The 26,354-nt window shown below is 32.0% G+C and carries 19 protein-coding genes; 14 read left to right on the forward strand and 5 right to left on the reverse strand.

The window, feature by feature from the left end; translation table 11 throughout:
- Window positions 1-9 precede the first annotated feature (9 nt).
- The 3 genes from FNB79_RS16870 to FNB79_RS17340 all read left to right on the forward strand — a co-directional run bounded on the left by FNB79_RS16870 (window position 10) and on the right by FNB79_RS17340 (window position 4,159).
- A complete protein-coding gene (locus tag FNB79_RS16870) occupies window positions 10-975 on the forward strand; it encodes a PorP/SprF family type IX secretion system membrane protein (RefSeq protein WP_143382478.1) in 966 nt (321 codons plus the stop codon).
- Between the two features lie 11 nt (window positions 976-986).
- Window positions 987-2,909, forward strand: a complete 1,923-nt coding sequence (locus FNB79_RS16875; protein WP_143382479.1) for an OmpA family protein — start codon at window positions 987-989, stop codon at window positions 2,907-2,909.
- Window positions 2,910-3,622: 713 nt separating this feature from the next.
- Window positions 3,623-4,159, forward strand: coding sequence for a DDE-type integrase/transposase/recombinase (locus tag FNB79_RS17340; protein ID WP_221932586.1), 537 nt, complete (start codon window positions 3,623-3,625; stop codon window positions 4,157-4,159).
- Window positions 4,160-5,089: 930 nt separating this feature from the next.
- Here the strand turns inward: FNB79_RS17340 and FNB79_RS16885 are convergent.
- Complete coding sequence (locus tag FNB79_RS16885) at window positions 5,090-6,334, reverse strand: tetratricopeptide repeat protein (RefSeq protein WP_143382480.1); 1,245 nt, start codon at window positions 6,332-6,334, stop codon at window positions 5,090-5,092.
- A gap of 21 nt (window positions 6,335-6,355) precedes the next feature.
- Entirely contained in the window at window positions 6,356-8,914 is a 2,559-nt protein-coding gene (gene gyrA / locus FNB79_RS16890) for a DNA gyrase subunit A (protein WP_143382481.1), read from the reverse strand.
- A 260-nt stretch (window positions 8,915-9,174) separates the two neighbouring features.
- Between gyrA and FNB79_RS16895 the strand changes: the two genes are divergently transcribed.
- Window positions 9,175-11,721, forward strand: coding sequence for an ATP-dependent Clp protease ATP-binding subunit (locus FNB79_RS16895; RefSeq protein WP_143382482.1), 2,547 nt, complete (start codon window positions 9,175-9,177; stop codon window positions 11,719-11,721).
- 141 nt (window positions 11,722-11,862) lie between these two features.
- Window positions 11,863-12,891: a TlpA family protein disulfide reductase gene (locus FNB79_RS16900; RefSeq protein WP_143382483.1), complete on the forward strand. Its 1,029-nt coding sequence runs from the start codon at window positions 11,863-11,865 to the stop codon at window positions 12,889-12,891.
- 64 nt (window positions 12,892-12,955) lie between these two features.
- On the opposite strand, the gene ytxJ is transcribed toward FNB79_RS16900, so the two are convergent.
- Entirely contained in the window at window positions 12,956-13,342 is a 387-nt protein-coding gene (gene ytxJ / locus FNB79_RS16905) for a bacillithiol system redox-active protein YtxJ (RefSeq protein ID WP_143382484.1), read from the reverse strand.
- A 136-nt stretch (window positions 13,343-13,478) separates the two neighbouring features.
- Here ytxJ and clpB point away from each other — a divergent pair, with 136 nt between their 5' ends.
- Entirely contained in the window at window positions 13,479-16,085 is a 2,607-nt protein-coding gene (gene clpB, locus FNB79_RS16910) for an ATP-dependent chaperone ClpB (RefSeq protein ID WP_143382485.1), read from the forward strand.
- Between the two features lie 204 nt (window positions 16,086-16,289).
- On the opposite strand, the gene FNB79_RS16915 is transcribed toward clpB, so the two are convergent.
- Window positions 16,290-16,721, reverse strand: a complete 432-nt coding sequence (locus FNB79_RS16915) for a hypothetical protein (RefSeq protein WP_143382486.1) — start codon at window positions 16,719-16,721, stop codon at window positions 16,290-16,292.
- A gap of 267 nt (window positions 16,722-16,988) precedes the next feature.
- On the opposite strand from FNB79_RS16915, the gene smpB reads away from it, so the two are divergent.
- Genes smpB through FNB79_RS16930 form a run of 3 tightly spaced genes read left to right on the forward strand, consistent with a single transcriptional unit; the run spans window position 16,989 to window position 19,596 of the window.
- Window positions 16,989-17,447 (forward strand): SsrA-binding protein SmpB, encoded by a 459-nt coding sequence (smpB, locus tag FNB79_RS16920; protein ID WP_143382487.1) that lies wholly within the window; start codon window positions 16,989-16,991, stop codon window positions 17,445-17,447.
- Between the two features lie 34 nt (window positions 17,448-17,481).
- A complete protein-coding gene (locus FNB79_RS16925; RefSeq protein ID WP_143382488.1) occupies window positions 17,482-19,026 on the forward strand; it encodes a M61 family metallopeptidase in 1,545 nt (514 codons plus the stop codon).
- Window positions 19,027-19,038: 12 nt separating this feature from the next.
- Entirely contained in the window at window positions 19,039-19,596 is a 558-nt protein-coding gene (locus tag FNB79_RS16930; protein WP_143382489.1) for a hypothetical protein, read from the forward strand.
- Here FNB79_RS16930 and FNB79_RS16935 read toward each other — a convergent pair.
- Window positions 19,593-20,234 carry a protein-L-isoaspartate(D-aspartate) O-methyltransferase gene (locus FNB79_RS16935; protein ID WP_143382490.1) on the reverse strand — a complete coding sequence of 214 codons (642 nt, stop codon included), beginning with the start codon at window positions 20,232-20,234 and terminating at the stop codon, window positions 19,593-19,595. The genes FNB79_RS16930 and FNB79_RS16935 overlap by 4 nt on opposite strands.
- Window positions 20,235-20,362: 128 nt before the next feature.
- Between FNB79_RS16935 and FNB79_RS16940 the strand changes: the two genes are divergently transcribed.
- The 5 genes from FNB79_RS16940 to FNB79_RS16960 are packed head-to-tail and all read left to right on the forward strand — an operon-like array spanning window position 20,363 to window position 26,353.
- Window positions 20,363-21,322 carry a Gfo/Idh/MocA family protein gene (locus FNB79_RS16940; protein WP_143382491.1) on the forward strand — a complete coding sequence of 320 codons (960 nt, stop codon included), beginning with the start codon at window positions 20,363-20,365 and terminating at the stop codon, window positions 21,320-21,322.
- Between the two features lie 57 nt (window positions 21,323-21,379).
- The gene (locus FNB79_RS16945; RefSeq protein ID WP_143382492.1) at window positions 21,380-22,270 is read left to right on the forward strand and encodes a 3-hydroxybutyryl-CoA dehydrogenase; all 891 of its coding nucleotides are present in this window, start codon (window positions 21,380-21,382) and stop codon (window positions 22,268-22,270) included.
- Window positions 22,271-22,316: 46 nt separating this feature from the next.
- Complete coding sequence (locus tag FNB79_RS16950; protein WP_143382493.1) at window positions 22,317-22,982, forward strand: YggS family pyridoxal phosphate-dependent enzyme; 666 nt, start codon at window positions 22,317-22,319, stop codon at window positions 22,980-22,982.
- A gap of 16 nt (window positions 22,983-22,998) precedes the next feature.
- Window positions 22,999-24,375, forward strand: a complete 1,377-nt coding sequence (locus FNB79_RS16955; protein WP_143382494.1) for an exonuclease domain-containing protein — start codon at window positions 22,999-23,001, stop codon at window positions 24,373-24,375.
- A gap of 4 nt (window positions 24,376-24,379) precedes the next feature.
- Window positions 24,380-26,353: a DUF3857 domain-containing protein gene (locus FNB79_RS16960; protein ID WP_143382495.1), complete on the forward strand. Its 1,974-nt coding sequence runs from the start codon at window positions 24,380-24,382 to the stop codon at window positions 26,351-26,353.
- Window position 26,354: the final 1 nt, after the last annotated feature.

Consider the following 26,354-nt stretch of genomic DNA (forward strand, 5'->3'; position numbering starts at 1 on the left):
AAATAACCTATGAAAATTTTAAAGTATAACATAGTAGCTTTAGCATTATTGAGTTGCACTGTCGGCATGGCGCAACAATTGCCTCAGTTTACTCAATACATGTACAACACTATTTCGATTAACCCTGCATATACGGGGAGTAGAGAAACCTTAAGCGTTGTTGGCCTTCATAGAAGCCAATGGGTAGGTATTGATGGAGCACCTACCACTCAAACACTTTCTGTTCATTCACCTTTGGAAAATGAAAAGATAGGTGTTGGTGGTTCATTTATTCATGATGAACTGGGAGCAGAAAATTTCAACTACCTTTATGGAAGTGTTTCTTACACGATCCAAACGGGGGAAAAATCAAAATTAGCTTTTGGTCTTAATGCTGGATTTACTCAATATAGTCTAGATCAAGATTTTAGATTAAATAATCCAGATGATCCAATTATCTATGGTATTGAAGACAGATGGTCTCCTAATATAGGTGCTGGTATTTATTGGCATTCTCAAAGGTGGTACCTAGGTTTATCGGCTCCTAGAATTTTAAATACAGATTATAACACAAATGAATATGAAGCTTTAGAACGTGTAAGTTATTATTTAACCGGTGGATATGTTTGGGACATTGGTAGCTACACTAAATTTAAACCATCTTTCTTAGTAAAGGCTACAAACGGAGCACCGTTATCATATGATCTTACAGCAAACTTCTTATTCTACGATAAAATGTGGATTGGAGGTGGCTTCAGACATAACTCTGGAGTAGATGGGAATCAATCTAACGGTACTTCAGACTATACATTTAGAGGTACAAATGCTATCGCTGGTATAATAGATTTCCAAGTATCTAAACAAATAAGAATTGGTTATACTTATGAATCTCCCATAAATTCAGAAATAAAATATTACCAAAGCGGAACTCATGAACTTATTTTAATGTTCGAATTATTTAAAGAAAGACGTATTAAATCCCCAAGATATTTCTAAAGACTACCATTATGAAGACAAAATTATTATTTACTATACTAGCACTATCAAGTACTTTTATCTTTGCTCAAAAGAAGGTAGCCGACAAATTCTTCAAGAATTACGCTTATGTTAAAGCTATTGACTTATATCAAGAAGCAGTAAAAAAAGGAGACAGTAGTGCGCATGTATTAACCCGATTAGGAGATTGTTACTATAACAATTCAAATTCAGAGAAAGCGGCAACTTGGTATGCAGAAGCAGTTAAAAGATATGATGATATTGATCCAATTTATTACTATAAATACGCACAATCACTTCGTAGTCTAGGAAAGTATGAAGATGCAGTTATCTATTTAGAAAAATTTAATGAAGTGCAAGAAGATGAAGACCGTATAGATGGTACTGATTTTACAAATGTGGCTTTATATGATAAATTAAAAAGTACCGAAGGTATTTATGTAGATATTATAAACTTACCTATAAATACTAAAAATTCAGATTTCGGAGCATTTGAACATGATGGTACCTTATACTTCGCTTCAGCATCTAAGAAGACAAAAGATGAGTTATATGCTTGGAATGATGAACCTTTTTTAGATATATACCAATCTGATATTTCTGAAGCTACAGATGGTGAAGATGCTTTAAATTATACATACCCTATATATGTAGAAGGAGAAGATATTAATACAAAATATCATGAAGCAAGTGTGGCAATAACAAACGATGGTAAAACTATGTACTTTACTAGAGATAATGTTAATAAAAACAGAAAATTAAAAGCAGATCGTGAAGGTACGTCTCACTTAAAAATATACAAGGCTACTTTAATTGATAGTACTTGGCAAGATATTAAAGAATTAGATTTTAATGACAAAGTATTTTCTACTGGTCACCCTGCTTTAAGTCCAGACAATCAAACTTTATATTTTACGTCAGACAGAGAAGGTGGTTACGGTCAATCAGATATTTGGAAAGTTGCTATATTAGGCGAAGACAGTTATGGATTTCCTATTAACTTAGGCGCAGCTGTAAATACTGCCGGTAAAGAAATGTTTCCTTTTGTAGATGAAGATAACAATTTATATTTCTCATCAGATAGTTATTTAAATTTAGGCTTATTAGACATATTTAAATCAGATGTATTAAAAGGGGGTACAAGTGTAGAAAACATTGGAGCACCTTTTAACAGTGGATTAGATGATTTTGCTTATTCTGTAAATAATAAAACTGGTAGAGGCTATTTTTCATCAAACCGATTAGGTGGTAAAGGAAGTGATGATATTTATGCTTTCGAAATTTGCTCACAAATGATAACAGGAACAGTTAGAGATAACAGAACTGCAATACCATTAGCTTTTGCTACTGTTCAATTAATTGATGAAACAGGTAAAGTTATGGAAGAATTAATGACAGGTGAAGATGGAACATATACCTTTAAAGTTAGTTGTAATACAACATATAATATATTAGGTAGTAAAGCAGATTACAAAGACGATTTAAGAGAAGTTAACACATCTCTAGTTAACGGAAATGAAGTGGTTACAGATCTTAATTTAATTCCGTTAATTATTGAAGATGAAATTGTACTTAATCCTATTTTCTTTGACTTTGATAAGTGGGATGTTAGAACAGATGCAGCTTACGAGTTAGAAAATATTGTGAGTGTAATGCGAGAACACCCTAACATGAAGATTAAAATTGAATCTCATACAGATAGTCGTGGACCAGATAATTACAACTTAACATTATCAGATAAGCGTGCTAAATCTACAAGAGACTATATCTTATCAAGAGATATTGATCCTTCAAGAATTGAAAGCGCAATTGGATACGGAGAAACTCAATTAGTTAATGAGTGTGCAAACGGTGTTAAATGTACTAAAGAACAACATCAAGCCAATAGACGTTCTAAGTTTATTATCTTAAGTGATGAAGAAACTGAGGAATAATTAAATCTTTTAGTTATACAATAAAAAAGCCGCTATAATAGCGGCTTTTTTATTGTATAGTAATGTCACCGTCGTGAAATAGCGATACACTAAAAACACAGTGTAATGGAAACATCAGAAAATTCAGGGTATGTGAAACGAACTCAAAAAGATTACTCACTTTCTTTTAAGTGAAAAGTCGTGCAAGAAATCGAACCAGGTTTTTTAACCAGAAGTCAAGCACGAGACAAATATGGCATTCAAGCAGGATCTACAATTACCAAATGATTAAAAAAATATGGTAACTTTGATTGGCAACACCAATTACCCACAAGCATTTCTAAAACTCCCGAACAACGTATTTTAGAATAAGAAGCACAAGTAAAGCTTTTAGAAAAACAGAGAACACGCGCTGAATATCTAGCAGAACGTGCAGATAAGAAAGTTATTCTTTTTGATATGATGGTCGATATGGCTGAAAAATAGTATAATATAGATGTGAGAAAAACTACAAGCTCGAATTGTTGACCGCTTCAAAGAAGCACTTAAAGAAACTGTAGTTTCAACCTGTGATTTATTCCGGATTAGCAGACAGGTTTACTATAGATCGATACAGTCTAAAAGACAAAAACAAAGTATCGCTCACAAGGTAATAACTCTAGTGCAATCTATTCGAGTAACCATGCAAAGGGCTTGGAACTCGAAAACTGTATCACATACTGAAATCATAATTAATGCTCTTAAATATTAGAAGGGATAAGCTCTTTAGAATACTAAAGGCTAATAACCTACTAATAAAACCAAAAAGAAGTTATCATATTACAACAGACTCACATCATCGTTTTAGAAAGCATAAAAATTTAGTAAACACATTTGAGGTTGAAAGACCAGAACAAGTCTGGGTTAGCGACATAACATACATCGGAAGTAGAGCAAATCCATCATATCTGGTTTTGATTACTAATGCTTATTCTAAGAAGATAGTTGGTTATAGTTTAAGTGCTTCAGGATCTATATTGGCTTTAGAAATGGCTATTAAAAACAGAAAATATAAATATCAAAATTTGATACATCACTCAGACAGAGGTTTACAATATTGTTCTGATGACTATCAAAAAATATTAAGCGACAATATTATAAAACCTAGTATGACAGAACCATATGATCCTTACGAAAATGCTATCGCAGAACGTATAAATGGTATTTTAAAACAGGAATTTGCTATAGCTAAGCATAATGTTGATCTAACACTAAAAACTAATTTGATTTGAAATGCTATTAAAGTTTACAACACTAAAAGACCACATTTATCAAATAACATGCTAACTCCAACACAAATGCACTATCAAAATGCTTTAAAACCAAAACGGTATAAATCAAAAAACCTGAACAATAAATCTATTGTTCAGGTTTAATTAATTATTTTTAATCCTTTAATAATCTGTATCGATTATTTAGGATTAGACATAAATCTAATTGTTTTAGCAAAAACCACTACTCTATACTGCAACAAATTTACATATGTTAAACCCAAACTGATTATTGTTGGAAGTACTTAAAATGAATGTATTTTAAGTTACAAGAGTTGAATAATAAAGAACTTGAATATAAATTTATAAATAACTAGTAAAATTATTTTAAATCTGTAATTACAAGTTTTAACGCCATTAAAGTAATTTGTACTCATACCAAAAAGAATTAATATACTTTAATCACCAATCCTAATAAATAGTATTCTAAATAACATTTATAAACAAGTAACAATTAAATGACTTGAAAAACAACTTATCTAATGCCTTATAGCACTTCTAACAGCCTATTTAGGTGGTTTGCGAGTTAATTTAATAGTAAATTAACAACGTACTTTTAAGCTTTAAAAAAGGATAATATTCGGGTTGTATTAAATAATTAAAATTTGTCATAATATTATTAACGAATATCTAGTTTCAAATAGAATGTAAAGAGAATAAAACAGCCTAAAATTCATTCCTACGCACCTTTTAAGACTTTATAAAAATTTGTATCACATTCATAATAAATAAGATGTAATCTAATAATTTTATTATAATAGAAGTATATTCAAGAGGTAAAATATCAATATTTAAATAGTGGATTAAATTAGTGTTATAGGTGATATTCATAAGCAAAAAAAAACCTGTGAAAACAAATTCACAGGTTTTAAAAAAGTTATGTGATACTAATTATTTAGCAGCATCTAATTTAGCTTGTACTTCTTTAGCTTTAGAAGATTCTCCAGTAGCATTGTAAATATTTATTAATTGTTGGTAAATATTTGGTTCTGGATTAGGGTTTTTAGCAATGTATTGTACTAATACATCTGCACCTTTATTAAATAAACTCGTCTTTTTAGCTCTTAATTCGTCATAACGAGCATTATCAGCTTTACTTGTTCCTAAATTATTCATTTCATCTATTAATGAGTTTCCTTCATCAATATAAGTTGTAGATTCATTTAAAGCTGCATCTGCGTAATCAGGTTTAATTTCTAAAGCTTTTTCGAAAGCTGATCTTGCTGCTTCAAAATCTTGATTCTTTAAAGAAATCACACCTATATTATAGTGTAAGTTTGGATTGTCCGGTTGTTGTTTAACAGCCTCTTCCATTAATGCTTTAAATTTATCTGTTTCTTCTAATTCTAAATATAAATTAGCTTCAGTTAAAATTAAATCTAAATTATCAGGATCTTGCTCTCTTGCTTTTTTTGCTGCAGCTAATGCTTCGTCTGTTTTTCCTTGAGATACATATATTAAAGCAATATTCTTTGTAATTTCTGCTTGCTTAGATTCTGTTTTACGCATACCAGGATTGTTATGAGATTTTGCCTTAACAAATAAATCTCTTTGGCTTTCTGCCATAACTTCTTCTTCTCCTGTAGCAACATTAGTAGCATAATATTGCGTCTCTATACCTGTGTATCCTAACTCATCTAATTTAATATACTGTCTTAAAGCAGTATCATAATCTTGATCACTTACTGCACTTACAGCCGCATAATACAAATATGTGGTATCTGAAGGCATAATGTTATATAACTGCTCAAATTGTTGACTTGCTATAGAATATTTTTTAGCCTTAAAATTATCATTAGCTTTAACTAAATACGTGTTCTGCATTTTATTTTTAAATTCAGCGACTTCAGTTTTCATAGAATCATCTACCAAATCCAAGTTTTCTAATGCTTTATTTACATCTTCTGTAGATCCAGCTCCATTAGCATATAATGCTTCTGCTTGTAAAAAATAATACTTTGATTTGTATTTATCATCTATTGAAGACAACATTGGCGTCACTTGATTTAATGAGGTCTTTGCTTCTGCATAGTTATTATTTTTTATTGCCTTTTCTGCTGCCTTTAATTCTTTTTTTTGTGCAAAAGAAAATGCACTAACGGATAAAGCCAAAGCAACTATAATCTGTTTTTTCATTGTAATAAAGTTAATTGTTAATTATTTGTTTTCTAAGTTATTATTTTCAAGAGTCGTATCATCACCGTCTGCCGATGGATTATTATCTTCGACAGTTTCAATATCTTCAATTGTTTCTTCTTCGTGCATCACTTTTGCGACTGCTGCAATAGAATCGTTACCTTTTAAATTAATAAGCTTTACACCTTGAGTGGCACGTCCCATAACTCTTAAATCTTGAACTGCGATTCTTATAGCAATACCTGATTTATTAATAATCATAAGATCGTCTGAATCTGAAACTGTTTTAATAGCTACTAATTTACCGGTCTTTTCTGTAATAGAAATGGTTTTTACACCTTTTCCTCCACGGTTGGTAATTCTGTATACTGGCTCTCCATCTTCTGGATCGTCAATATAAGTACGTTTACCATATCCATTTTCAGATACCACTAATACAGATTCTTCTTGTGGATTCTCTACAGTAATCATGCCAATTACTTCATCGTCTGCTTGAGCCAAGGTAATTCCACGTACTCCAGAAGCCCCTCTACCCATTGGTCTTGTTTTGGCTTCTTCAAAACGAATAGCTTTACCAGATTTTAAAGCTAACATCACTTGACTTGTTCCGGTAGTTAATTTTGCTTCTAAAAGCACATCGTCTTCCTTAATTGTAATGGCATTAATACCGTTTGTTCTAGGACGAGAGTATTGTTCTAATGCTGTTTTTTTAACCTGACCATTTTTGGTAGCCATGATTACGTAATGACTGTTAATGTAATCTTCATCTTTAAGATCTTGAGTACATATAAATGCCATTACTTTATCGTCTTGCTCAATATTTATTAAATTCTGGATGGCTCTACCTTTAGACGTTTTACTTCCTTCTGGTATTTCGTAAACTCGCATCCAAAAACATTTTCCTTTTTGAGTAAAGAACAACATATATTGGTGATTGGTTCCAACAAATAAATGTTCTAAGAAATCTTCGTTTCGTGTGGTAGAAGCTTTTTGTCCTACACCTCCTCTATGTTGAGTTTTATATTCGTGAAGTGATGTACGCTTAATATAACCTGCATGAGAAATAGTAATTACTACTTGCTCATCTGGAATCATATCTTCGATACTTAAATCTCCCCCTGCATATTCAATTATAGAACGACGTTCGTCACCATACTTTTCTTTAACTACTTGAAGCTCGTCTTTAATAATTTCCATACGACGCTCCTTTTTATCTAAGATATCTTTTAAATCTTCGATAGTTTTCATGATATCGTCATACTCTGAACGTAATTTATCTTGCTCTAGTCCTGTAAGTTGACGCAAACGCATTTCAACTATAGCCTTCGCTTGTATTTCAGATAATTCAAAACGTTCAATTAAACGTGCTCGTGCTTCATCTGCATTAGAAGAACTACGAATAATTTGTATCACCTCATCAATATTATCTGAAGCAATAATTAATCCTTCTAATATGTGTGCACGTTCTTCAGCTTTACGTAATTCGTATGTAGTACGTCTTACAACAACCTCATGTCTGTGCTCAACAAAATGATGAATTAAATCTTTTAAGTTTAATAATTCTGGACGTCCATTAACCAATGCAATATTATTTACACTAAAAGAGGTCTGTAATTGTGTATACTTAAATAATTTATTTAAAACGATATTAGGAATTGCATCACGTTTTAGTACGTAAACAATACGCATACCATTTCTATCAGATTCATCTCTAATGGTAGAAATACCGTCCAATTTCTTTTCATTTACTAAATCGGCTGTCTTTTTTATCATTTCAGCCTTATTGACTTGGTACGGAATTTCTGTAACGATAATACATTCACGTCCATGAACCTCTTCAATATTTGCTTTTGCACGCATAACAATACGTCCACGACCAGTATGGAATGCTTCTTTTACACCATCATAGCCATAAATTGTACCTCCTGTAGGAAAATCTGGAGCTTTAATATGTTTAATAAGCTCGTCAATTTCTATATCTTTATTTTCAATATATGCTATAGTACCATCAACCACTTCGCTCAAGTTGTGTGGTGGCATATTTGTAGCCATACCTACTGCAATACCCGAAGCTCCATTAATTAATAAACCTGGGATACGTGTTGGTAACACTGTAGGTTCTTGTAGGGTATCATCAAAATTTAATTTATGGTCTACAGTTTCTTTATCGATATCTGCCAACATGTCTTCTGAAATCTTGCGCATACGAGCTTCTGTATAACGCATTGCTGCAGGGCTATCTCCATCTATAGAACCAAAGTTACCTTGTCCGTCAACTAACATATAACGTAAACTCCATTCTTGAGCCATACGCACCATAGCGTCGTAAACCGATGTATCTCCGTGTGGGTGATACTTTCCTAAAACTTCACCAACAATTCTTGCTGACTTTTTATGCGCTCCAGTTGCTCGTACTCCCAATTCGTACATTCCATATAAAACACGTCTGTGTACGGGTTTTAAACCATCTCTAACATCGGGAAGTGCACGTGACACTATGACTGACATTGAGTAATCAATGTAGGCCGTTTTCATTTCGTCCTCAATATTAATTGGAATAAGCTTTTCTCCTTCTGCCATCTATAAAAATAATTTAGTTATCTTGTGTGTTTCAAATCGCGCTAATATAACCATTTCGCGAGTAATTACAGGCGTTTTAACAGTGTTTTTAAGCGTTTTTATTAACAATTCGTACAGCGGGATTAGTTAATAAGTAAGACATCAAATATTTTGATTATACAAAGATTTTTTTTCTATTAGCATAAATCATATAATTTAAGGTATACTTTTTGTCTTTGGTAATATGTTTTAGTAATTTTAATGCAGAAAGGATTTAATATATGGATGATAATTTTTCACCAAGAGTAAAAGATGTTATAGCATACAGTAAAGAAGAAGCCCTACGTTTAGGACACGACTTTATAGGTACAGAACATCTTATGCTTGGACTTTTAAGAGACGGAAACGGAAAAGCAATAAATATTTTGAACGCCTTAGATATAGACTTAAATCATTTAAGGCGAAAGGTTGAAATATTAAGCCCTGCAAACCCTACGTTAACCGCAATTTCTAACGAAAAAAAGAACTTGCATCTTACAAGGCAAGCAGAACGTGCTTTAAAAACTACGTTTTTAGAAGCCAAACTATTTCAAAGTAATTCTATAAATACAGCACACTTACTGCTATGTATTTTAAGGAATGAAAACGACCCTACAACTAAGCTTTTAAACAAGCTTAGAGTAGATTATGATAACGTTAAAGAACAATTTAAATTTATGATTACAAACGATGATAATTATATAGAGCCTAAAGCTGAATCGTTCCAAGACGACAGCCCAAGCGAAGACGACGCTACTAAAGATAATTTGTTCAATACACCAACAGGTAAAACAAATAAAAAATCTAAAACTCCAGTTTTAGATAATTTTGGTCGCGATTTAACAGCTATGGCCGAAGAAGGCAAACTAGACCCCGTTGTTGGTCGTGAAAAAGAGATTGAACGTGTGTCTCAAATTTTAAGCAGACGTAAAAAAAACAATCCCCTTCTTATTGGAGAACCTGGAGTAGGAAAATCTGCTATTGCTGAAGGTTTAGCAAACAGAATTGTAAAACGTAAAGTTTCTAGAATCCTGTTTAACAAACGTGTTGTAACTCTAGATTTAGCAAGTTTAGTTGCTGGGACTAAATACCGCGGACAATTTGAAGAGCGCATGAAAGCGGTTATGAATGAACTTGAAAAAAATGACGATATTATTCTTTTCATTGATGAAATTCATACCATAGTCGGTGCCGGCGGAGCAACAGGTAGCCTAGATGCTTCTAATATGTTTAAACCTGCATTAGCTCGTGGAGAAATTCAATGTGTAGGTGCGACAACTTTAGATGAATACAGACAATATATTGAAAAAGATGGTGCACTTGAACGCCGTTTCCAAAAGGTTATTGTTGAACCTACTACTGTTGAAGAAACTATAGAGATATTAAACAATATTAAAGATAAATACGAAAGTCATCATAATGTAAATTATACACCAGAAGCTATCGAAGCTTGTGTTAAATTAACAAGTCGTTATATGACAGATCGGTTTTTACCAGACAAAGCTATAGATGCTTTAGACGAAGCAGGATCTCGAGTACACATTACCAACATTAATGTACCTAAACAAATTCTAGAACTTGAAACTGAATTGGAACAAGTTAGAGAAACAAAAACATCTGTAGTTAAAAAACAGAAATACGAAGAGGCTGCCAAATTAAGAGACGACGAAAAACGTCTTGAAAAAGAATTGGCTCTTGCACAAGAAAAATGGGAAGAAGACACTAAGCAACATCGCGAACTAGTTACCGAAGAAAATGTAGCTGATGTAGTTTCAATGATGACTGGAATTCCGGTTAACCGAATTGCACAAACAGAGAGTAATAAATTAGCCGTATTACCTGAACTTATTAAAGGAAAAGTTATAGGTCAAGATGATGCCGTTTCAAAAGTTGTAAAAGCCATTCAGCGTAATCGTGCCGGATTAAAAGACCCTAATAAACCTATCGGTTCATTTATCTTTTTAGGGCAAACAGGAGTTGGTAAAACACAATTAGCCAAAGTATTAGCTAAACAATTATTTGATAGTGAAGATGCTTTAGTTAGAATAGATATGAGTGAGTATATGGAAAAATTCGCCATTTCTAGATTAGTGGGAGCGCCTCCTGGATACGTTGGTTATGAAGAAGGTGGTCAGTTAACAGAAAAAATAAGACGGAAGCCTTATGCTGTTGTCCTTTTAGATGAAATTGAAAAAGCGCATCCAGATGTCTTTAATATGATGTTACAAGTACTAGACGATGGGTTCTTAACAGATAGTTTGGGGCGTAAAATCGATTTTAGAAATACCATCATTATCATGACATCCAATATTGGTGCTCGTAAATTAAAAGATTTTGGTACAGGTATTGGTTTTGGCACAGCTTCTCAAAAAGCTCAAGAAGACGCCAATACAAGAAGTGTTATCGAAAGCGCTCTAAAGAAGGCCTTTGCTCCAGAATTCTTAAATAGAATAGATGATGTTATTGTATTTAATACATTAGAGAAGAGTGATCTTAATAGTATTATAAAAATAGAATTAGACAAACTTTTATTACGCATTAAAGATCTAGGTTACGATTTAAAATTAAGCGAAAAAGCCACAAGTTTTATAGCCGAAAAAGGATTTGATAAACAATATGGTGCACGTCCGCTAAAACGCGCTATTCAAAAATATGTAGAAGACGCCTTAGCAGAAGAAATTATTACTTCTAAAATTCATGAAGGCGATGTCATTTTAATGGATCTGGACGAATCTAGTCAAGAATTAATAATTACCATTGAAAAACAAGAAAAACCTACAGAATCATAACAATTTTAATACTTAAAAGCCCGATAATTTTATTATCGGGCTTTTTTTTACAATTTTATATCGTAAAGCTTAAACATTTACTCCTTTTTATAATTAATTATTACTCGATTCTATTATTTTTGATACTTAAAAAAACCTATTATGAAAAAAATATTTATTGCTATTGGTGCTCTTACCATTTTTGCTTGTCAAGAAGCTCCAAAAAAAGATTATGCTACACTTTCTGGTACAATTAAAAATAAAAATAGTGATTCTCTAATTGTCAGAACCCGTACTTATAGCAAGACCATTCAGGTTAGCGAAAATGGAACTTTTAGCGATACTTTAAAAATAGAAGCTGGTTTATATAACCTGTATGACGGCAAAGAATCAACAAACGTATTTCTTAAAAATGGTTACGATTTAAAACTTTCGTTAGACACTAATGCTTTTGATGAAACCATTACTTATACTGGAGAAGGAGCTGAAAACAACAACTTTTTAGCAGAAAAATCCTTAGTTGAAGAAAAGCTATTAACTCAAGATTTTTCTTCTATGGATTTAGAAACATTAGATTCTAAGTTTAATGATATTGAAAAAGAACTCTCTGGGTTTTACAACTCCAAACCTAGTATAGATTCTACCATTACCGTTATGGCTTCAAAAAATTTAAAGCCTATGCTAGAAGGTACAAAAAAATACTATGCTAACAACATTATGCTTAAGCAAGAGATGACAGGAAAACCCTCTCCTCTATTTGTAGATTACACAAATGCAGACGGCTCTACAACATCTTTAGAAAGTTTAAAAGGCAAATATGTATATATTGATGTTTGGGCAACATGGTGTGCACCATGTAAAGCAGAAATCCCTTCTTTAAAAGCGTTAGAAGAAGAATATCATGATAAGAATATTACCTTTGTAAGCCTTTCTGTGGATGATGACAAAACACATGGAGGCTCTTGGGACAAAGCAAAAGAAGACTGGTTAGCAATGGTTAAAGATCAAGCTCTTGGTGGTGTACAAGTAATGTCTCCTGAAGGATGGCAATCTAAATTTGTAAGAGACTATAAGGTTAACGGTATTCCTAGATTTATATTAATTGACCCTGAAGGAAATGTTGTAGACCCTAGCGCTCCAAGACCATCAGACTCTAAACTAAAAGAATTATTTACTTCATTAAGTATTTAATTTAGAATTTAAATACTTTTAAAAAATCCGCTTGAAGCAGAGCTTTCAAGCGGATTTTTTTTATTTAGTATCCAGACAAATCTACTGTATTTATTTCTCCATGAGATGCATGTTTTACAACAACTCCATTTTTTATTATTATAAGTTGTGGAGACTCATGATACACATTTAACGTATCTGCAACGGCTCGCGACAACTCCCGATGTTGTAACAAATCCAAAAAATACATATCTATATTTAAATCTGGATTATAAGCTTTTTCAAACTGACTAAGAACCATTCTACTAATACCACAACGTGTTGAATGTTTAAATATAAGTTGCGTATTACTTTTTGAAGCCTCTACAATACTATCTACCTGACTTTCTGAAACTAAAGCCTTCCACGGTAAAGATGGTTTTTCACTCTGTTCTGAAGAATTATTACTAAATATTTTATCAAAAAATCCCATATTTTCATTAATTTTAAGTCTTACCACTCGCAACAACAAAGACAAATCGTCAGCTTTTACCTATTCAAAACAGACATTTTGTCTTCCTATATTAAATGGTAGGAAAATTGATTATTCATTGAAAAACATAAATACAATGAACTTTAACAATTATACAATAAAATCTCAAGAAGCCATACAACGTGCTCAACAAATTGCACAAGAAAATGGCCAACAAAGTTTAGAGAACGAACATGTTTTTAAAGCTATCTCTGAGGTAGATGAAAATGTGTTACCGTTTATTCTAAAAAAACTGAATGTAAATATCAATATTTTAAAGCAAGCTGTAGATAAGCAAATTGAAAGTTTTCCTAAAGTTTCTGGTGCCGAGATAATGGCCTCTCGAGAATTAGGTACAGCTTTAAATGAAGCCTCTAGTATTGCTAAAAAAATGAATGATGAGTATGTTTCTGTAGAACACTTAATCGTAGCAATTTTTAAATCAAAAAGCAAGATTTCACAAATGCTAAAAGATCAAGGTGTTACTGAAAAAGGACTTATTGCTGCAATTGAAGAATTAAGAAAAGGCGATCGAGTTACCTCTCAAAGTCAAGAAGAAACCTATAACGCTCTTAATAAATATGCTAAAAATTTAAATGAATTAGCAAAAACCGGAAAACTGGATCCTGTAATTGGACGTGATGAAGAAATTCGTAGAATTTTACAAATCTTATCCAGACGTACAAAAAACAATCCCATTTTAGTTGGAGAGCCTGGTACTGGTAAAACTGCTATTGCAGAAGGCTTAGCACATAGAATTGTAGATGGAGATGTCCCTGAAAATTTAAAAGACAAACAAATTTTCGCTTTAGATATGGGTGCACTTATTGCAGGTGCTAAATATAAAGGTGAATTTGAAGAACGTTTAAAAGCCGTAGTAAAAGAAGTTACAACCAGCGAAGGAGATATTGTATTATTTATAGACGAAATACATACTCTAGTTGGTGCTGGTGGCGGACAAGGTGCGATGGATGCTGCTAATATTTTAAAACCAGCTTTAGCACGTGGCGAACTTAGAGCTATTGGAGCCACAACGTTAGACGAATATCAAAAATATTTTGAAAAAGATAAAGCGCTAGAACGTCGTTTCCAAAAAGTAATAGTTAATGAGCCCGATACTGAAAGTGCAATTTCTATATTACGAGGAATAAAAGAAAAATACGAAACACACCATAAAGTACGTATTAAAGATGAAGCTATTATTGGTGCAGTAGAATTATCTGAACGCTACATAACCAATCGTTTTTTACCAGATAAGGCAATTGATTTAATGGATGAAGCTGCCTCTAAATTGCGTATGGAAATTAACTCTAAACCTGAAGAACTTGATGTCTTAGACAGAAAAGTAATGCAGTTAGAAATTGAAATTGAGGCTATAAAACGTGAAAAAGACGAAGTAAAACTTAAAAGTTTAAAATCGGACTTAGCAAATCTAAAAGAAGAACGCAACGAGATAAATGCAAAATGGAAAAGCGAAAAAGAAGTTGTAGATAATATTCAAGCCGCTAAATCTGATATTGAAAACTTTAAACTTGAAGCTGAACGTGCAGAACGTGAAGGCGATTACGGTAAAGTAGCCGAAATTAGATATGGTAAAATTAAAACCGCTCAAGAACGCTTAGATGCTCTTCAAAACGAATTAAATAAAAATAAATCAGAAAGTTCTTTAATAAAAGAGGAAGTTACATACGATGATATTGCTGAAGTTGTAGCCAAATGGACGGGAATTCCAGTAACTAAAATGCTACAAAGTGAACGCGAAAAACTATTACGTTTAGAAGACGAATTACATAAACGTGTTGTAGGTCAAGAAGAAGCTATAACAGCAGTAAGTGACGCAGTAAGACGTAGCCGTGCAGGTTTACAAAATCCGCAAAAACCTATCGGAACCTTCTTATTTCTAGGAACAACAGGAGTTGGGAAAACAGAATTAGCTAAAGCCCTCGCTGAGTATTTATTTGATGATGAAAATGCAATGACGCGTATAGATATGAGTGAGTACCAAGAACGTCACGCTGTAAGCAGATTAGTTGGTGCACCTCCAGGATATGTAGGTTACGATGAAGGCGGACAATTAACAGAAGCTGTACGTAGAAAACCATATTCTGTAGTGCTCTTAGATGAAATTGAAAAAGCACACCCAGATACGTTTAATATTTTATTACAAGTGTTAGACGAAGGACGCTTAACAGATAATAAAGGACGTGTAGCCGATTTTAAAAACACAATTATAATTATGACTTCTAATATGGGTAGTCAAATTATTCAAGAACGGTTTGAAGCAACTAAAGATATTGAAAGTGCCATTGAAACAGCAAAACTAGATGTCTTAGCCGTTTTAAAGCAATCTGTAAGACCAGAGTTTTTAAACAGGATAGACGACACTATAATGTTTACACCTTTAAGTCAAGAAAACATAAATGAAATTGTAGAATTACAACTTAAAAGTGTTTCAAAAATGATTGCTCAACAAGGTATAACGTTTGATGCAACTCCAGAAGCTATAAGCTATTTGGCTAAAAAAGGTTATAACCCAGAATACGGTGCTAGACCCGTTAAGCGTGTAATACAAAAAGAAGTTTTAAACGAATTGAGTAAAGAAATATTAGCGGGGAAAGTAACTACAGATAGTATTATCTTACTTGACAATTTTGATGATACTTTGGTTTTTAGAAATCAAGATAGTTTAATTGCTCAAGAATAATTAAAGTTATGTTAAAAAGCAGCTTTGCACATAATATAACAAACCTCGCTCCGTTTTAAGAGTAGGTTGGTTAGTAATCAAAAGCAATGTGTATCTGAAATATGATGGCATTGCTTTTTTTTATAATACCTATTTCAAATTGAGCAAAAAAAAAGCATTTTGAAATGACTTCAAAATGCTTTTTTTACTTTTTAAATTGTACTCTTATAGCTTCATAGTTACACCTATAGCTGGCATAACAGTATTTATACCTCCTGAAAACTCTGCATAAATACCCCATTTATCATTCCAAAACCATCTTCCTCCTACTTGCAAACCTAAATCTAGGCTACTATCATCTAAATCATTATCTCCTGTATAAATTGCATAACCTGCATTGGCACCTCCATAAACATCCCATGCATCATCAGTAATTCCAAAAATTTCATCAAAATAATAGTTTGCTTTAACACCTAAAGTAATCCAATCTAAATCAAAGTCTGTACCTATTCCTGGAGCAATTGTAACATTTTCGTGTACAGGAATTTCATAGTTTACACCTACAAGGCCAAAATTTAACTCTTCTCTTGCTTGTCCAAAAACATTTGCAACACTAAAAATCAAGGCAAATGCAAATAATACTGTGAATTTTTTCATAATTTGTAATTATATAATTTGATTATCAACAAGGCAAATCTATTAATAAATTAACATTTTCATTAACTGAATCGAGAATTATTATAGCGCTTTTACCCCCTTTTATTGCTTTCTTTTTATTAATATGAAATCGCTATAAAATGGATGTGTTTTTAACAAAACACTTAATAACCCTTTAATTAATATTATCTATTATTAATTAGAAAATATAGTTATTAGAGCCTTAGCATATTAAAATTTATATTTTATTATTTACCTTTGACATCTATGCAAAATAAAATAAACATACAAAATAAGAAAGCTCGTTTTTTATACGAAATCTTAGATAAATATACAGCGGGTATTGTGCTTTCTGGAACCGAAATTAAATCGATTAGAAGTAGTAAAGCATCTATAGCTGAAAGTTTTTGTGAATTTAACGAACAAGGTGAATTGTTTGTTATAAACATGACAGTTGAAGAATACAAATACGGAAATTATTACAACCACAAACCTAAAGCTGAACGTAAATTGCTTTTAAATAAACGCGAGCTAAAAAAGCTTGAAAAGGAAGTTAAAAACAGTGGTTTAACAATTGTCCCCTTAAAGCTTTTTATAAACGATAATGGCTATGCTAAGCTTAACATTGCTTTAGCAAGAGGTAAAAAATTATACGATAAACGAGAAACGATTAAAGATCGTGACAACAAACGTAATTTAGATCGTGTAAAGAAAATTTACAAATAATCATTTTTCAACTTTATTTTATTACCTCGTAACCATGACCTCTGTTTTTAGAATTTTAATTTTATCATTTACATTCATTTTGTATTCCTGCGGAAACTCTAAAACCGCAATTACAGAAACACCTAATTTTGATCCTGTTCAGTTTGAAATTAATCTTTTAGACCGATCTAACGACACGTATAAAGTTACGGTTATACCTCCAACATTAACAAAGCATAATACCATATATCAATTTGCATCAACTGCTCCTGGCACTTATCAAGTTATGGATATAGGCCGTTATGTAAAAGCATTTAAAGCTTTTGATAAAAACGGAAATGAATTAGATACCCAACAGATTTCTACCAATCAATTTCAACTTACATCACCAGAAAAAATCACCAAAATTGAATATCAGATTTCTGAAACATGGGACACCCCTGTTTCTGAAAACCAAATTTATTTAATGTGTGGTACATCTCTAGAAAACGATCATACTTTAATTAACGGTCAAGCGGTTTTTGGTTACTTTAAAGACAAACAAAATACTCCTATCACCATTAAATTAAACTATCCAGACACTTGGTCTGTAGGTACACCTTTATCTCAAAACAGCAAAGGATTATATGTAGCAGAAGATTATGATAAAGTAGTAGATTCGCCTATCTTATTAGGAAATCTTACCAAAGCATCTATGGATGTTCAAGGTACAAAAGTAGATATTTATACATATTCTAAAACAGGTTTAATCACTTCCAATCAGGTATTAAAATCTATGGAAAACATGTTATTATCTGCTAGCGGATTTTTAAATGGTTTACCTGTAAAAAATTATACCTTTTTATTTCATTTTGAAGATAAAACAAATGGGGCTTGGGAACATTCTTACAGTTCAGAATATATTTACAGAGAAGACAAATGGGAAAATGTAGAACAACAGATTCTAGAAGTTGCTGCTCACGAATTTTTTCATGTTGTAACACCTTTAAATATTCATAGTGAAATTGTAGATCAGTTTAATTTTATTACACCCGTACCATCAAGACACTTATGGTTATACGAAGGAACTACAGAATGGGCTTCACATATGATGTTATTCCGTTCAGGATTAAAATCTACTAATGATTACTTTAAAACATTGTCTAGAAAAATTATGGTCGATTCTAAATATTTCGACCCTAAAGTAAGTTTAGAACAACTATCATTAACCTCTTACACCAAAGCTGGAAACAAGCAATATGGAAATATTTACATGCGAGGTGCACTGGTAGCGGGCCTTATAGATATAAAATTATTAGAACTATCTAACGGTAAACGCGGATACATAGATGTAATTAATGATTTAGCAAAAGAATACGGACCTGACAAACCATTCAATGATGCCACGTTTTTTGATACTTTTGTTAAGAAAACCTACCCAGAAATTCAAACTATTATAGACCAATATATTGTACATGCAAACCCATTACCGTTACAGGAGTATTACAATAAAATTGGTATAACTTACAATCCCGAGACCAACACATTTTCTTTAAATGAATCACCAACTACTACACAATTAAATTTACGTAACAAATGGATGGCACCCATTAGCCTTTAACATGCTTTTAAAATGAAACAGTTTTTATTAATCTTAAGTTTAAGTCTAGCTATACCAGCTTCTGTATTTGCTCAAAAAAACAAAGAAGTAGAAATACAGAAAACAGATTACAAACCTTTAGTGGCGTCATTAGAGACCACTTTAGGAACCTTGTATTTATCTGTTTCTGGTGGTAAAAAAGAAAAAAGAGACTGGGATTTGTTTAAATTTTTATTTAAAGACGATGCAAAATTAATAACTACAGGTGTCGATTATGAAGGCAAATTACAAGCCAAATATATGACACCTGAAGAGTATGTAAAATCGTCTAAATCATGGATGTTAAAAAACGGATTCTACGAAAAAGAAATACACCGTATTGTACATACCTATGGCGATATAACCCAAGTGTTTAGTACGTTTGAAGCTTTTCATTCTGAAAATGATAAAAAGCCATTTATGAGAGGAGTAAATAGCATTCAACTCTTATTTGATGGTACAAGATGGTACATTATTAATTTATTGTGGACCAACGAAACTAAAGAGAAACCTATTCCTGCAGAATTTTTACCACAAGATAACGACAATTAATTTTTATCTTCTAAAAGCGGTACAAAACGAAATTCTCCAAACTCATGTTTTTCAAATTCTTTTAGACCTTTTCTTACAAAAAGAGTCATCGTTTGTACAGTATCGCCAACAGGAATAACCAAACGGCCTCCAATTTTTAACTGGCTTAGCAAAGGGGTTGGTACAAAAGGCGCACCTGCCGTTACAATAATACCGTCAAAAGGTGCTTCCTCTGGCATGCCTTTATACCCGTCTCCAAAAATTAACTTTCGTGGTCTATAACCTAATTTTGGAAGAAACTTACTTGTTTTCTTAAATAACTCTAATTGGCGTTCTATACTAAAAACTTTAGCTCCCATTTCGCATAAAACAGCAGTTTGATATCCACTCCCCGTTCCTATTTCTAAAATTTTAGATTCAGGAGTTACTTTTAATAATTCGGTTTGAAAAGCTACGGTATAAGGCTGAGAAATTGTTTGATCTGCTGCAATAGGAAATGCTTTATCCTGATAAGCATGATCTAAAAAACTGGAATCCATAAACAAATGTCTAGGGATATGCCCAATAGTTTTAAGTACAGTTGCATCTGTAATACCTTTGTTAATTAATATGTTTACTAGTTGTTGTCTTAATCCTTTATGTTTAAAAGTATCGTTCAAGGGGATCTGTATTATATAAGTTGAGTAGTTTTATAAGTTTTGCAAAAGTAAATCTTTTATTAAATTTTTAAATTTTAATTGGCACTTTAAAATCATAAAATCTTATTTTTGTTTAAAACCCTTTAAGAATGTTAAAAGCTGGAGTGCTTGGTGCTGGTCACCTCGGAAAAATTCATTTAAGACTACTTAATCAATCTGAAAAATACCAACTCGTAGGTTTTTACGATCCCGATGTTAATAATGCTAAAAAAGTTGAAGCTGAATTTGGTTATAAATTTTTTGAAACTATTGAAGATTTAATAAATGCAGTAGATGTTGTAGATATTGTAACACCTACATTATCTCACTATAAATGTGCAACATTAGCCATCTCTAAAAACAAACATATTTTTATTGAAAAACCAATAACTAATACTGTTGAAGAAGCCGAATCTTTACGTACCCTTGTTGCAAAACATAATGTAAAAGGACAAGTTGGGCACGTAGAACGATTTAACCCTGCATTTACGGCTATTAAAGAAGCCTTAGATAAACCCATGTTTATTGAAGCTCACAGATTAGCAGAATTTAATCCTAGAGGTACAGATGTCCCTGTGGTGTTAGATTTAATGATTCACGATATTGATGTTATTTTAAGTGTTGTACAGTCTAAAGTAAAACATATTAGCGCAAGTGGTGTATCTGTAATTAGTGAAACTCCAGATATTGCAAACGCAAGAATTGAATTTGAAAATGGCTGTGTTGCCAACCTTACGGCAAGCAGAATTTCATTAAAAAATATGCGTAAAACACGTTTTTTTCAGCGTGATGCATACATCTCTGTAGATTTTCTTGAAAAGAAATGTGAGGTTGTAAAAATGAAAGATGCCCCTGAAGAACCAGGAGATTTTGATATGATTTTACAAAATGCTGAAGGTGTAAAAAAACAAATCTATTTTGCTAACCCTGACGTTGAAAGTAACAATGCCATCTTAGATGAGCTAGAAACTTTTGCTGATGCAATTAATAACAACACTAAACCTGTAGTCACTTTACACGACGGTACAGAAGCTTTACGTGTTGCAAATATGATTATAGATCAGTTTTAAAATTTTACTTTGTTAACTTAACGTTCATTTTTTTGTACGTTTAATATTTAAACTATCATGAAACACATTGCTGTAATAGGTGCTGGAACCATGGGAAATGGTATTGCACATACATTTGCCCAAAGTGGCTTTCATGTTAATTTAATAGATGTTAACGAAATCGCCTTAGATAAAGGTTTAACTACTATTGAAAAAAATCTTGACCGTTTAATAGCTAAATCTGTTATTACTGAAACTCAAAAAGCTAACACTTTAAATTTAATAGCGCTTTATACAGATATTTCAGAAGGTGCAAAAGAGGCTGATTTAGTAGTTGAAGCCGCCACAGAACAAACTGATTTAAAACTTAAAATTTTTAAACAGCTAAGTAACATTAGTGCTGAAGATACAATTTTAGCAACCAATACCTCATCTATTTCAATTACACAAATTGCAGCGGTAACAGAACATCCCGAACGTGTAATTGGTATGCATTTTATGAATCCTGTTCCCATCATGAAATTGGTAGAAGTGATCCGAGGTTACAACACCTCTAACGCTGTTACCAAAACAATCATGGAGCTTTCAAGAACTTTAGGAAAAGATCCTGTTGAAGTTAATGATTATCCTGGTTTTGTAGCCAACAGGATTTTAATGCCCATGCTAAATGAAGCTATCGAAACCTTGTATAACGGTGTGGCAGGAGTGAATGAGATTGATACCGTAATGAAGTTAGGAATGGCACATCCAATGGGGCCATTACAATTAGCAGATTTTATTGGATTAGATGTATGTTTATCTATTTTAAACGTGATGTACGATGGTTTTAAAAACCCAAAATATGCCCCATGCCCACTTCTGATTAATATGGTAAGAGCAGGAAAATTAGGCATAAAATCTGGTGAAGGATTTTATGATTATTCTTCATCTAAAAAGGCAGAACAAGTCGCAAATCAATTTTTAAAATAACCTCACTTTCAACCTACACAATTCTTTTAAAGTATAATAAGTTATCATGTCTATTCAACAAAATTTAAATCAAATAAAACAAACATTACCTGAACATGTAACATTAGTTGCCGTTTCAAAAACCAAACCTGTTAGCGATTTACAAGAAGCTTACAATGCAGGACAACGTATTTTTGGAGAAAACAAAATTCAGGAAATGGTCGAAAAACATGACATGCTTCCTAAAGATATAGAATGGCATATGATTGGTCATGTACAACGCAATAAAGTGAAATATATGGCTGGATTTGTAAGCTTAATTCATGGTGTTGAAAATGAAAAATTATTAAAAGAAATAAATAAACAAGCAGCTAAACACAATCGAATAATAGATTGTTTGTTACAAATAAAGATTGCTGAAGAAGACTCTAAATTTGGAATGACAGAAGCGGAAGCTTTACAAATTTTAAAATCAAATGACTTTACGCAACTAAAGCATGTAAATATTGTTGGTGTTATGGGTATGGCAACTTTTACTGAGAATGAATCTCAAATAAAAAGTGAATTTACCCAATTAAAAACTATATTTAATACTTTAAAAACACACCATAAACATCCTACTCAATTTAAAACTATATCTATGGGAATGAGTGGCGATTATCAAATGGCTATTACTTGTGGTAGTACAATGGTACGCATAGGAAGTAGTATTTTTGGGGTTCGGAATTATTAATTTTTAAGCAGATATTATTTACGCAATTTTAGACATAGAAACCACTGGTGGTAAGTTTAATGAAGAAGGCATTACAGAAATAGCAATCTATAAATACGATGGTCATACTGTTGTAGATCAATTTATATCTTTAATAAATCCAGAACGAGACATACAGCCTTTTGTAGTTAAACTAACAGGTATAAACAGTAACATGCTTAAAAATGCACCCAAATTTTACGAGGTAGCTAAGCGCATTATTGAAATCACCCAAGATTGTATAATTGTTGCTCACAATTCTGAATTTGATTATCGCATATTACGTACAGAGTTTAAACGTCTAGGTTACGATTATAAGCGCCAAACCCTTTGTACTGTAGAATTATCAAAAGATTTAATTCCAGATCAACCCTCTTATAGCTTAGGGAAATTAGTAAGATCTTTAGGCATTCCTGTAACCGATAGGCATCGTGCAAATGGAGATGCTTTGGCTACAGTAAAATTATTTAAACTGCTTCAAGCTAAAGATACCAGTAAACATATTATTCAATCTTCTGTAAAAGATGCTGTAAATCCAAAAAAACTAGACAGTAAACTTATTGATATTGTTGAGACACTGCCTACAGTAACTGGTGTATATTACATACATAAAGAAGGGGGCGACATAATTTACATTGGGAAAAGCCGAAACATTAAACGCCGTGTAAATCAACATTTCACTGCAACTAATACCAAATCAAAAAAAATTCAACTTCATGTAACCGCAGTAACTTTTGAAGAGACAGGAAGTGAATTAATTGCTTTATTAAAAGAAAGTGAAGAAATTAAACGTGTAAAACCTATTTACAATCGCTCTAGAAAACGCACACATTTTACTCATGCTCTTTACGCATTTAAAGACAAACACGGTTATATAAATTTAAAAATTGATATTGCAGATGGACGTAAACACCCTATTACAACTTTCAGTAATAAACAAAGTGCAGTACATTTTTTAGAACGTGCCGTAGATACTTATAAATTATGCTTACAGCTTACAGGTTTAGAAACAAACATCCCTGATAAACCTTGTTTTAACCACAATATTAAAACCTGCAATGGCTCTTGTGTTAACGAAGAACCCGTACAAGATTATAATATACGTGTCCAAGAATTATTAGACAAAAATAGTTATGCACATAAAAACATGCTTATTTTAGATCGTGGCAGAACAATAGAAGAACGTAGTGCTGTTTACATTAAAGACGGTCAGTTTGAAGGCTTAGGTTTCTTTAATTTAAACTATCAAATACATAATATTAAAGTGTTAGAATCCATTATAACCAAAATGGAGAACAATAGAGATGCACAGCATATTATACAAAGTTATTTACGGAGTCATAAAAACTTAAAAACAATAGAACTCACCCAATAACCCAATGAAAACGCTATTAATTAACCTACTCCTTTTATCAACCATTTCTATATCTGCTCAAACTTATAGCAGTGAAGATTTTGAGGTTAGCCCAAAAGATATAAATACTACTACATTTTTAAAAGATGATACAGCAAATGCGCTAGTGATTTACGAATACGGTAAAAGCTATATTGATAATGACGATTATTTACTTAAAACCAAATACCAAAAAAAAGTAAAAATTTTAAATCGAAATGGTTTTAAATATGCCACAGTAAAAGTGCCATTATACAATGATAAGAGTAAAAAAGAATCCATAAAAAACATAACGGCTAAAACATATAATTCTAATAACGGAGCGATTTCTGTTACAAGGTTAAATCCTGACGATATTTTTTATGAAAAAAACACAGAAAACCATACTACGGTTAAGTTTACGCTACCAAATATTCAAGAAGGAAGTGTAATAACGTATAGCTACGAGTTATCTTCGCCGTATGTTTATAAATATCACGAATGGATTTTTCAAGAAGATATCCCTAAACTTTATAGTGAATATGTAACCAGTATTCCGGGTAATTACAACTATAATATTAAATTAGTTGGTCCTTATAAATTTTTCAGAAATGATTCAAAAATTGAAGGCCACTGCTTAGAAGGTCCAAATGGAGCTTATGCAGATTGCGGCGTTACAAAATATGTTATTAAAGATTTACCGGCTTTTATTGAGGAAGATTATATGACCAGTAAATCTAATTACATATCGCGTTTAGATTTTGAATTGAAAACAATTAAACATTTTGATGGTAGTGTAGATCAAATCACAAAAACATGGAAAAACGTAGATCACGAATTAAAAACAGATAAAGATATTGGTCAGCAAATCAAAAAATCTATTAAAGCTAAAGATTTTTTATCTGCTAAAGTTATTAACGAACAGGACGAATTAAAAAAAGCCAAGGCCATTTACGCTTACATTCAAGATCAGTATTCATGGAATGGGGACTATAAAATATTTACAGATGTATCTTTAAAAGATCTTATAAAAAACAAATCCGGAAATGTTTCTAGCATAAATATATTATTAAATAGTTTATTAGAAGACTGTAATATAGATGCTAAACCAGTGCTAATTTCTACTCGAAATAATGGATTTGCTACTAAAGTTTATCCTGTGATGTCCGACTTTAATTACCTGATTGTTCAAGTTAAAATTGGAGCAGAAACATTTTTCTTAGATGCAGCAGAAGCGTCTTTACCTTTTGGTAGTTTACCTTTTAGATGTTTAAATAGGTATGGAAGAGTAATAGATTTTAAAAAAGGTAGTAAATGGGTAGATATAGAAGTAAAAAACATATCTCAACTCGCTTATAGGTTAGAAATAGATATTAAAAATGATTCGCTTGAAGCTACAGTTGGTGTTAATAAAACTGGTTACTATGCCATAGATGCTAAAAGAGATTTTAATAGACATCAGGCACAATACAAGAAAGCATTTCAGGACAACTATCCCTTATTTAATATTCTAGAACATACTGTTGAACCACCAGAGAGGAATGATCTTATTTTTAAAGAAACATTACATTTAAAACAAGGTTTAGAGCCTATTACCAAAACAGCTGAAGGCGTCACAAAAAAAACATACTATATTAACCCAATTCTCTTTACACTTTTTAAAAAAAATCCTTTTACATTACAACAGCGCTCCTACCCAATAGATTTTGGTTACAAAAATATATATACCTACATACTAAAATTAAATACGCACAATTTTACAGTGGCAGAGTTACCAAAAAACTCAATGTTATCGTTACCTAACAATGCAGGTAGTCTATATTATAAAGTTAATCAGGCAGAAGATTTTATACTCATTAATTTAAAATTCACCCTCAACAAACCTTTATATGATCAGGAATACTACGAGGGTTTAAAATTATTAGCTAGCACACTTGTAAACATTCAAAATAATTCAATAATTGTTTTGAATTCGATTTAGA

Origin of the sequence: Formosa sediminum (genome assembly GCF_007197735.1) — a bacterium.
In the GTDB taxonomy this organism is placed as follows: domain Bacteria; phylum Bacteroidota; class Bacteroidia; order Flavobacteriales; family Flavobacteriaceae; genus Formosa; species Formosa sediminum.

Bases quoted from the DNA above. Each gene is read 5' to 3' on its own strand.
- ytxJ (WP_143382484.1), bottom strand. From the start codon at position 13,342: ATGGGATTTTTTGATAAAATATTTAGTAATAATTCTTCAGAACAGAGT.
- FNB79_RS17340 (WP_221932586.1), top strand. From the start codon at position 3,623: ATGCTCTTAAATATTAGAAGGGATAAGCTCTTTAGAATACTAAAGGCT.
- FNB79_RS16960 (WP_143382495.1), top strand. From the start codon at position 24,380: ATGAAAACGCTATTAATTAACCTACTCCTTTTATCAACCATTTCTATA.
- FNB79_RS16950 (WP_143382493.1), top strand. From the start codon at position 22,317: ATGTCTATTCAACAAAATTTAAATCAAATAAAACAAACATTACCTGAA.
- FNB79_RS16945 (WP_143382492.1), top strand. From the start codon at position 21,380: ATGAAACACATTGCTGTAATAGGTGCTGGAACCATGGGAAATGGTATT.
- FNB79_RS16930 (WP_143382489.1), top strand. From the start codon at position 19,039: ATGAAACAGTTTTTATTAATCTTAAGTTTAAGTCTAGCTATACCAGCT.
- clpB (WP_143382485.1), top strand. From the start codon at position 13,479: ATGAACTTTAACAATTATACAATAAAATCTCAAGAAGCCATACAACGT.
- FNB79_RS16885 (WP_143382480.1), bottom strand. From the start codon at position 6,334: ATGAAAAAACAGATTATAGTTGCTTTGGCTTTATCCGTTAGTGCATTT.
- FNB79_RS16925 (WP_143382488.1), top strand. From the start codon at position 17,482: ATGACCTCTGTTTTTAGAATTTTAATTTTATCATTTACATTCATTTTG.
- FNB79_RS16915 (WP_143382486.1), bottom strand. From the start codon at position 16,721: ATGAAAAAATTCACAGTATTATTTGCATTTGCCTTGATTTTTAGTGTT.
- FNB79_RS16940 (WP_143382491.1), top strand. From the start codon at position 20,363: ATGTTAAAAGCTGGAGTGCTTGGTGCTGGTCACCTCGGAAAAATTCAT.
- FNB79_RS16870 (WP_143382478.1), top strand. From the start codon at position 10: ATGAAAATTTTAAAGTATAACATAGTAGCTTTAGCATTATTGAGTTGC.
- FNB79_RS16895 (WP_143382482.1), top strand. From the start codon at position 9,175: ATGGATGATAATTTTTCACCAAGAGTAAAAGATGTTATAGCATACAGT.
- gyrA (WP_143382481.1), bottom strand. From the start codon at position 8,914: ATGGCAGAAGGAGAAAAGCTTATTCCAATTAATATTGAGGACGAAATG.
- FNB79_RS16900 (WP_143382483.1), top strand. From the start codon at position 11,863: ATGAAAAAAATATTTATTGCTATTGGTGCTCTTACCATTTTTGCTTGT.
- FNB79_RS16875 (WP_143382479.1), top strand. From the start codon at position 987: ATGAAGACAAAATTATTATTTACTATACTAGCACTATCAAGTACTTTT.
- smpB (WP_143382487.1), top strand. From the start codon at position 16,989: ATGCAAAATAAAATAAACATACAAAATAAGAAAGCTCGTTTTTTATAC.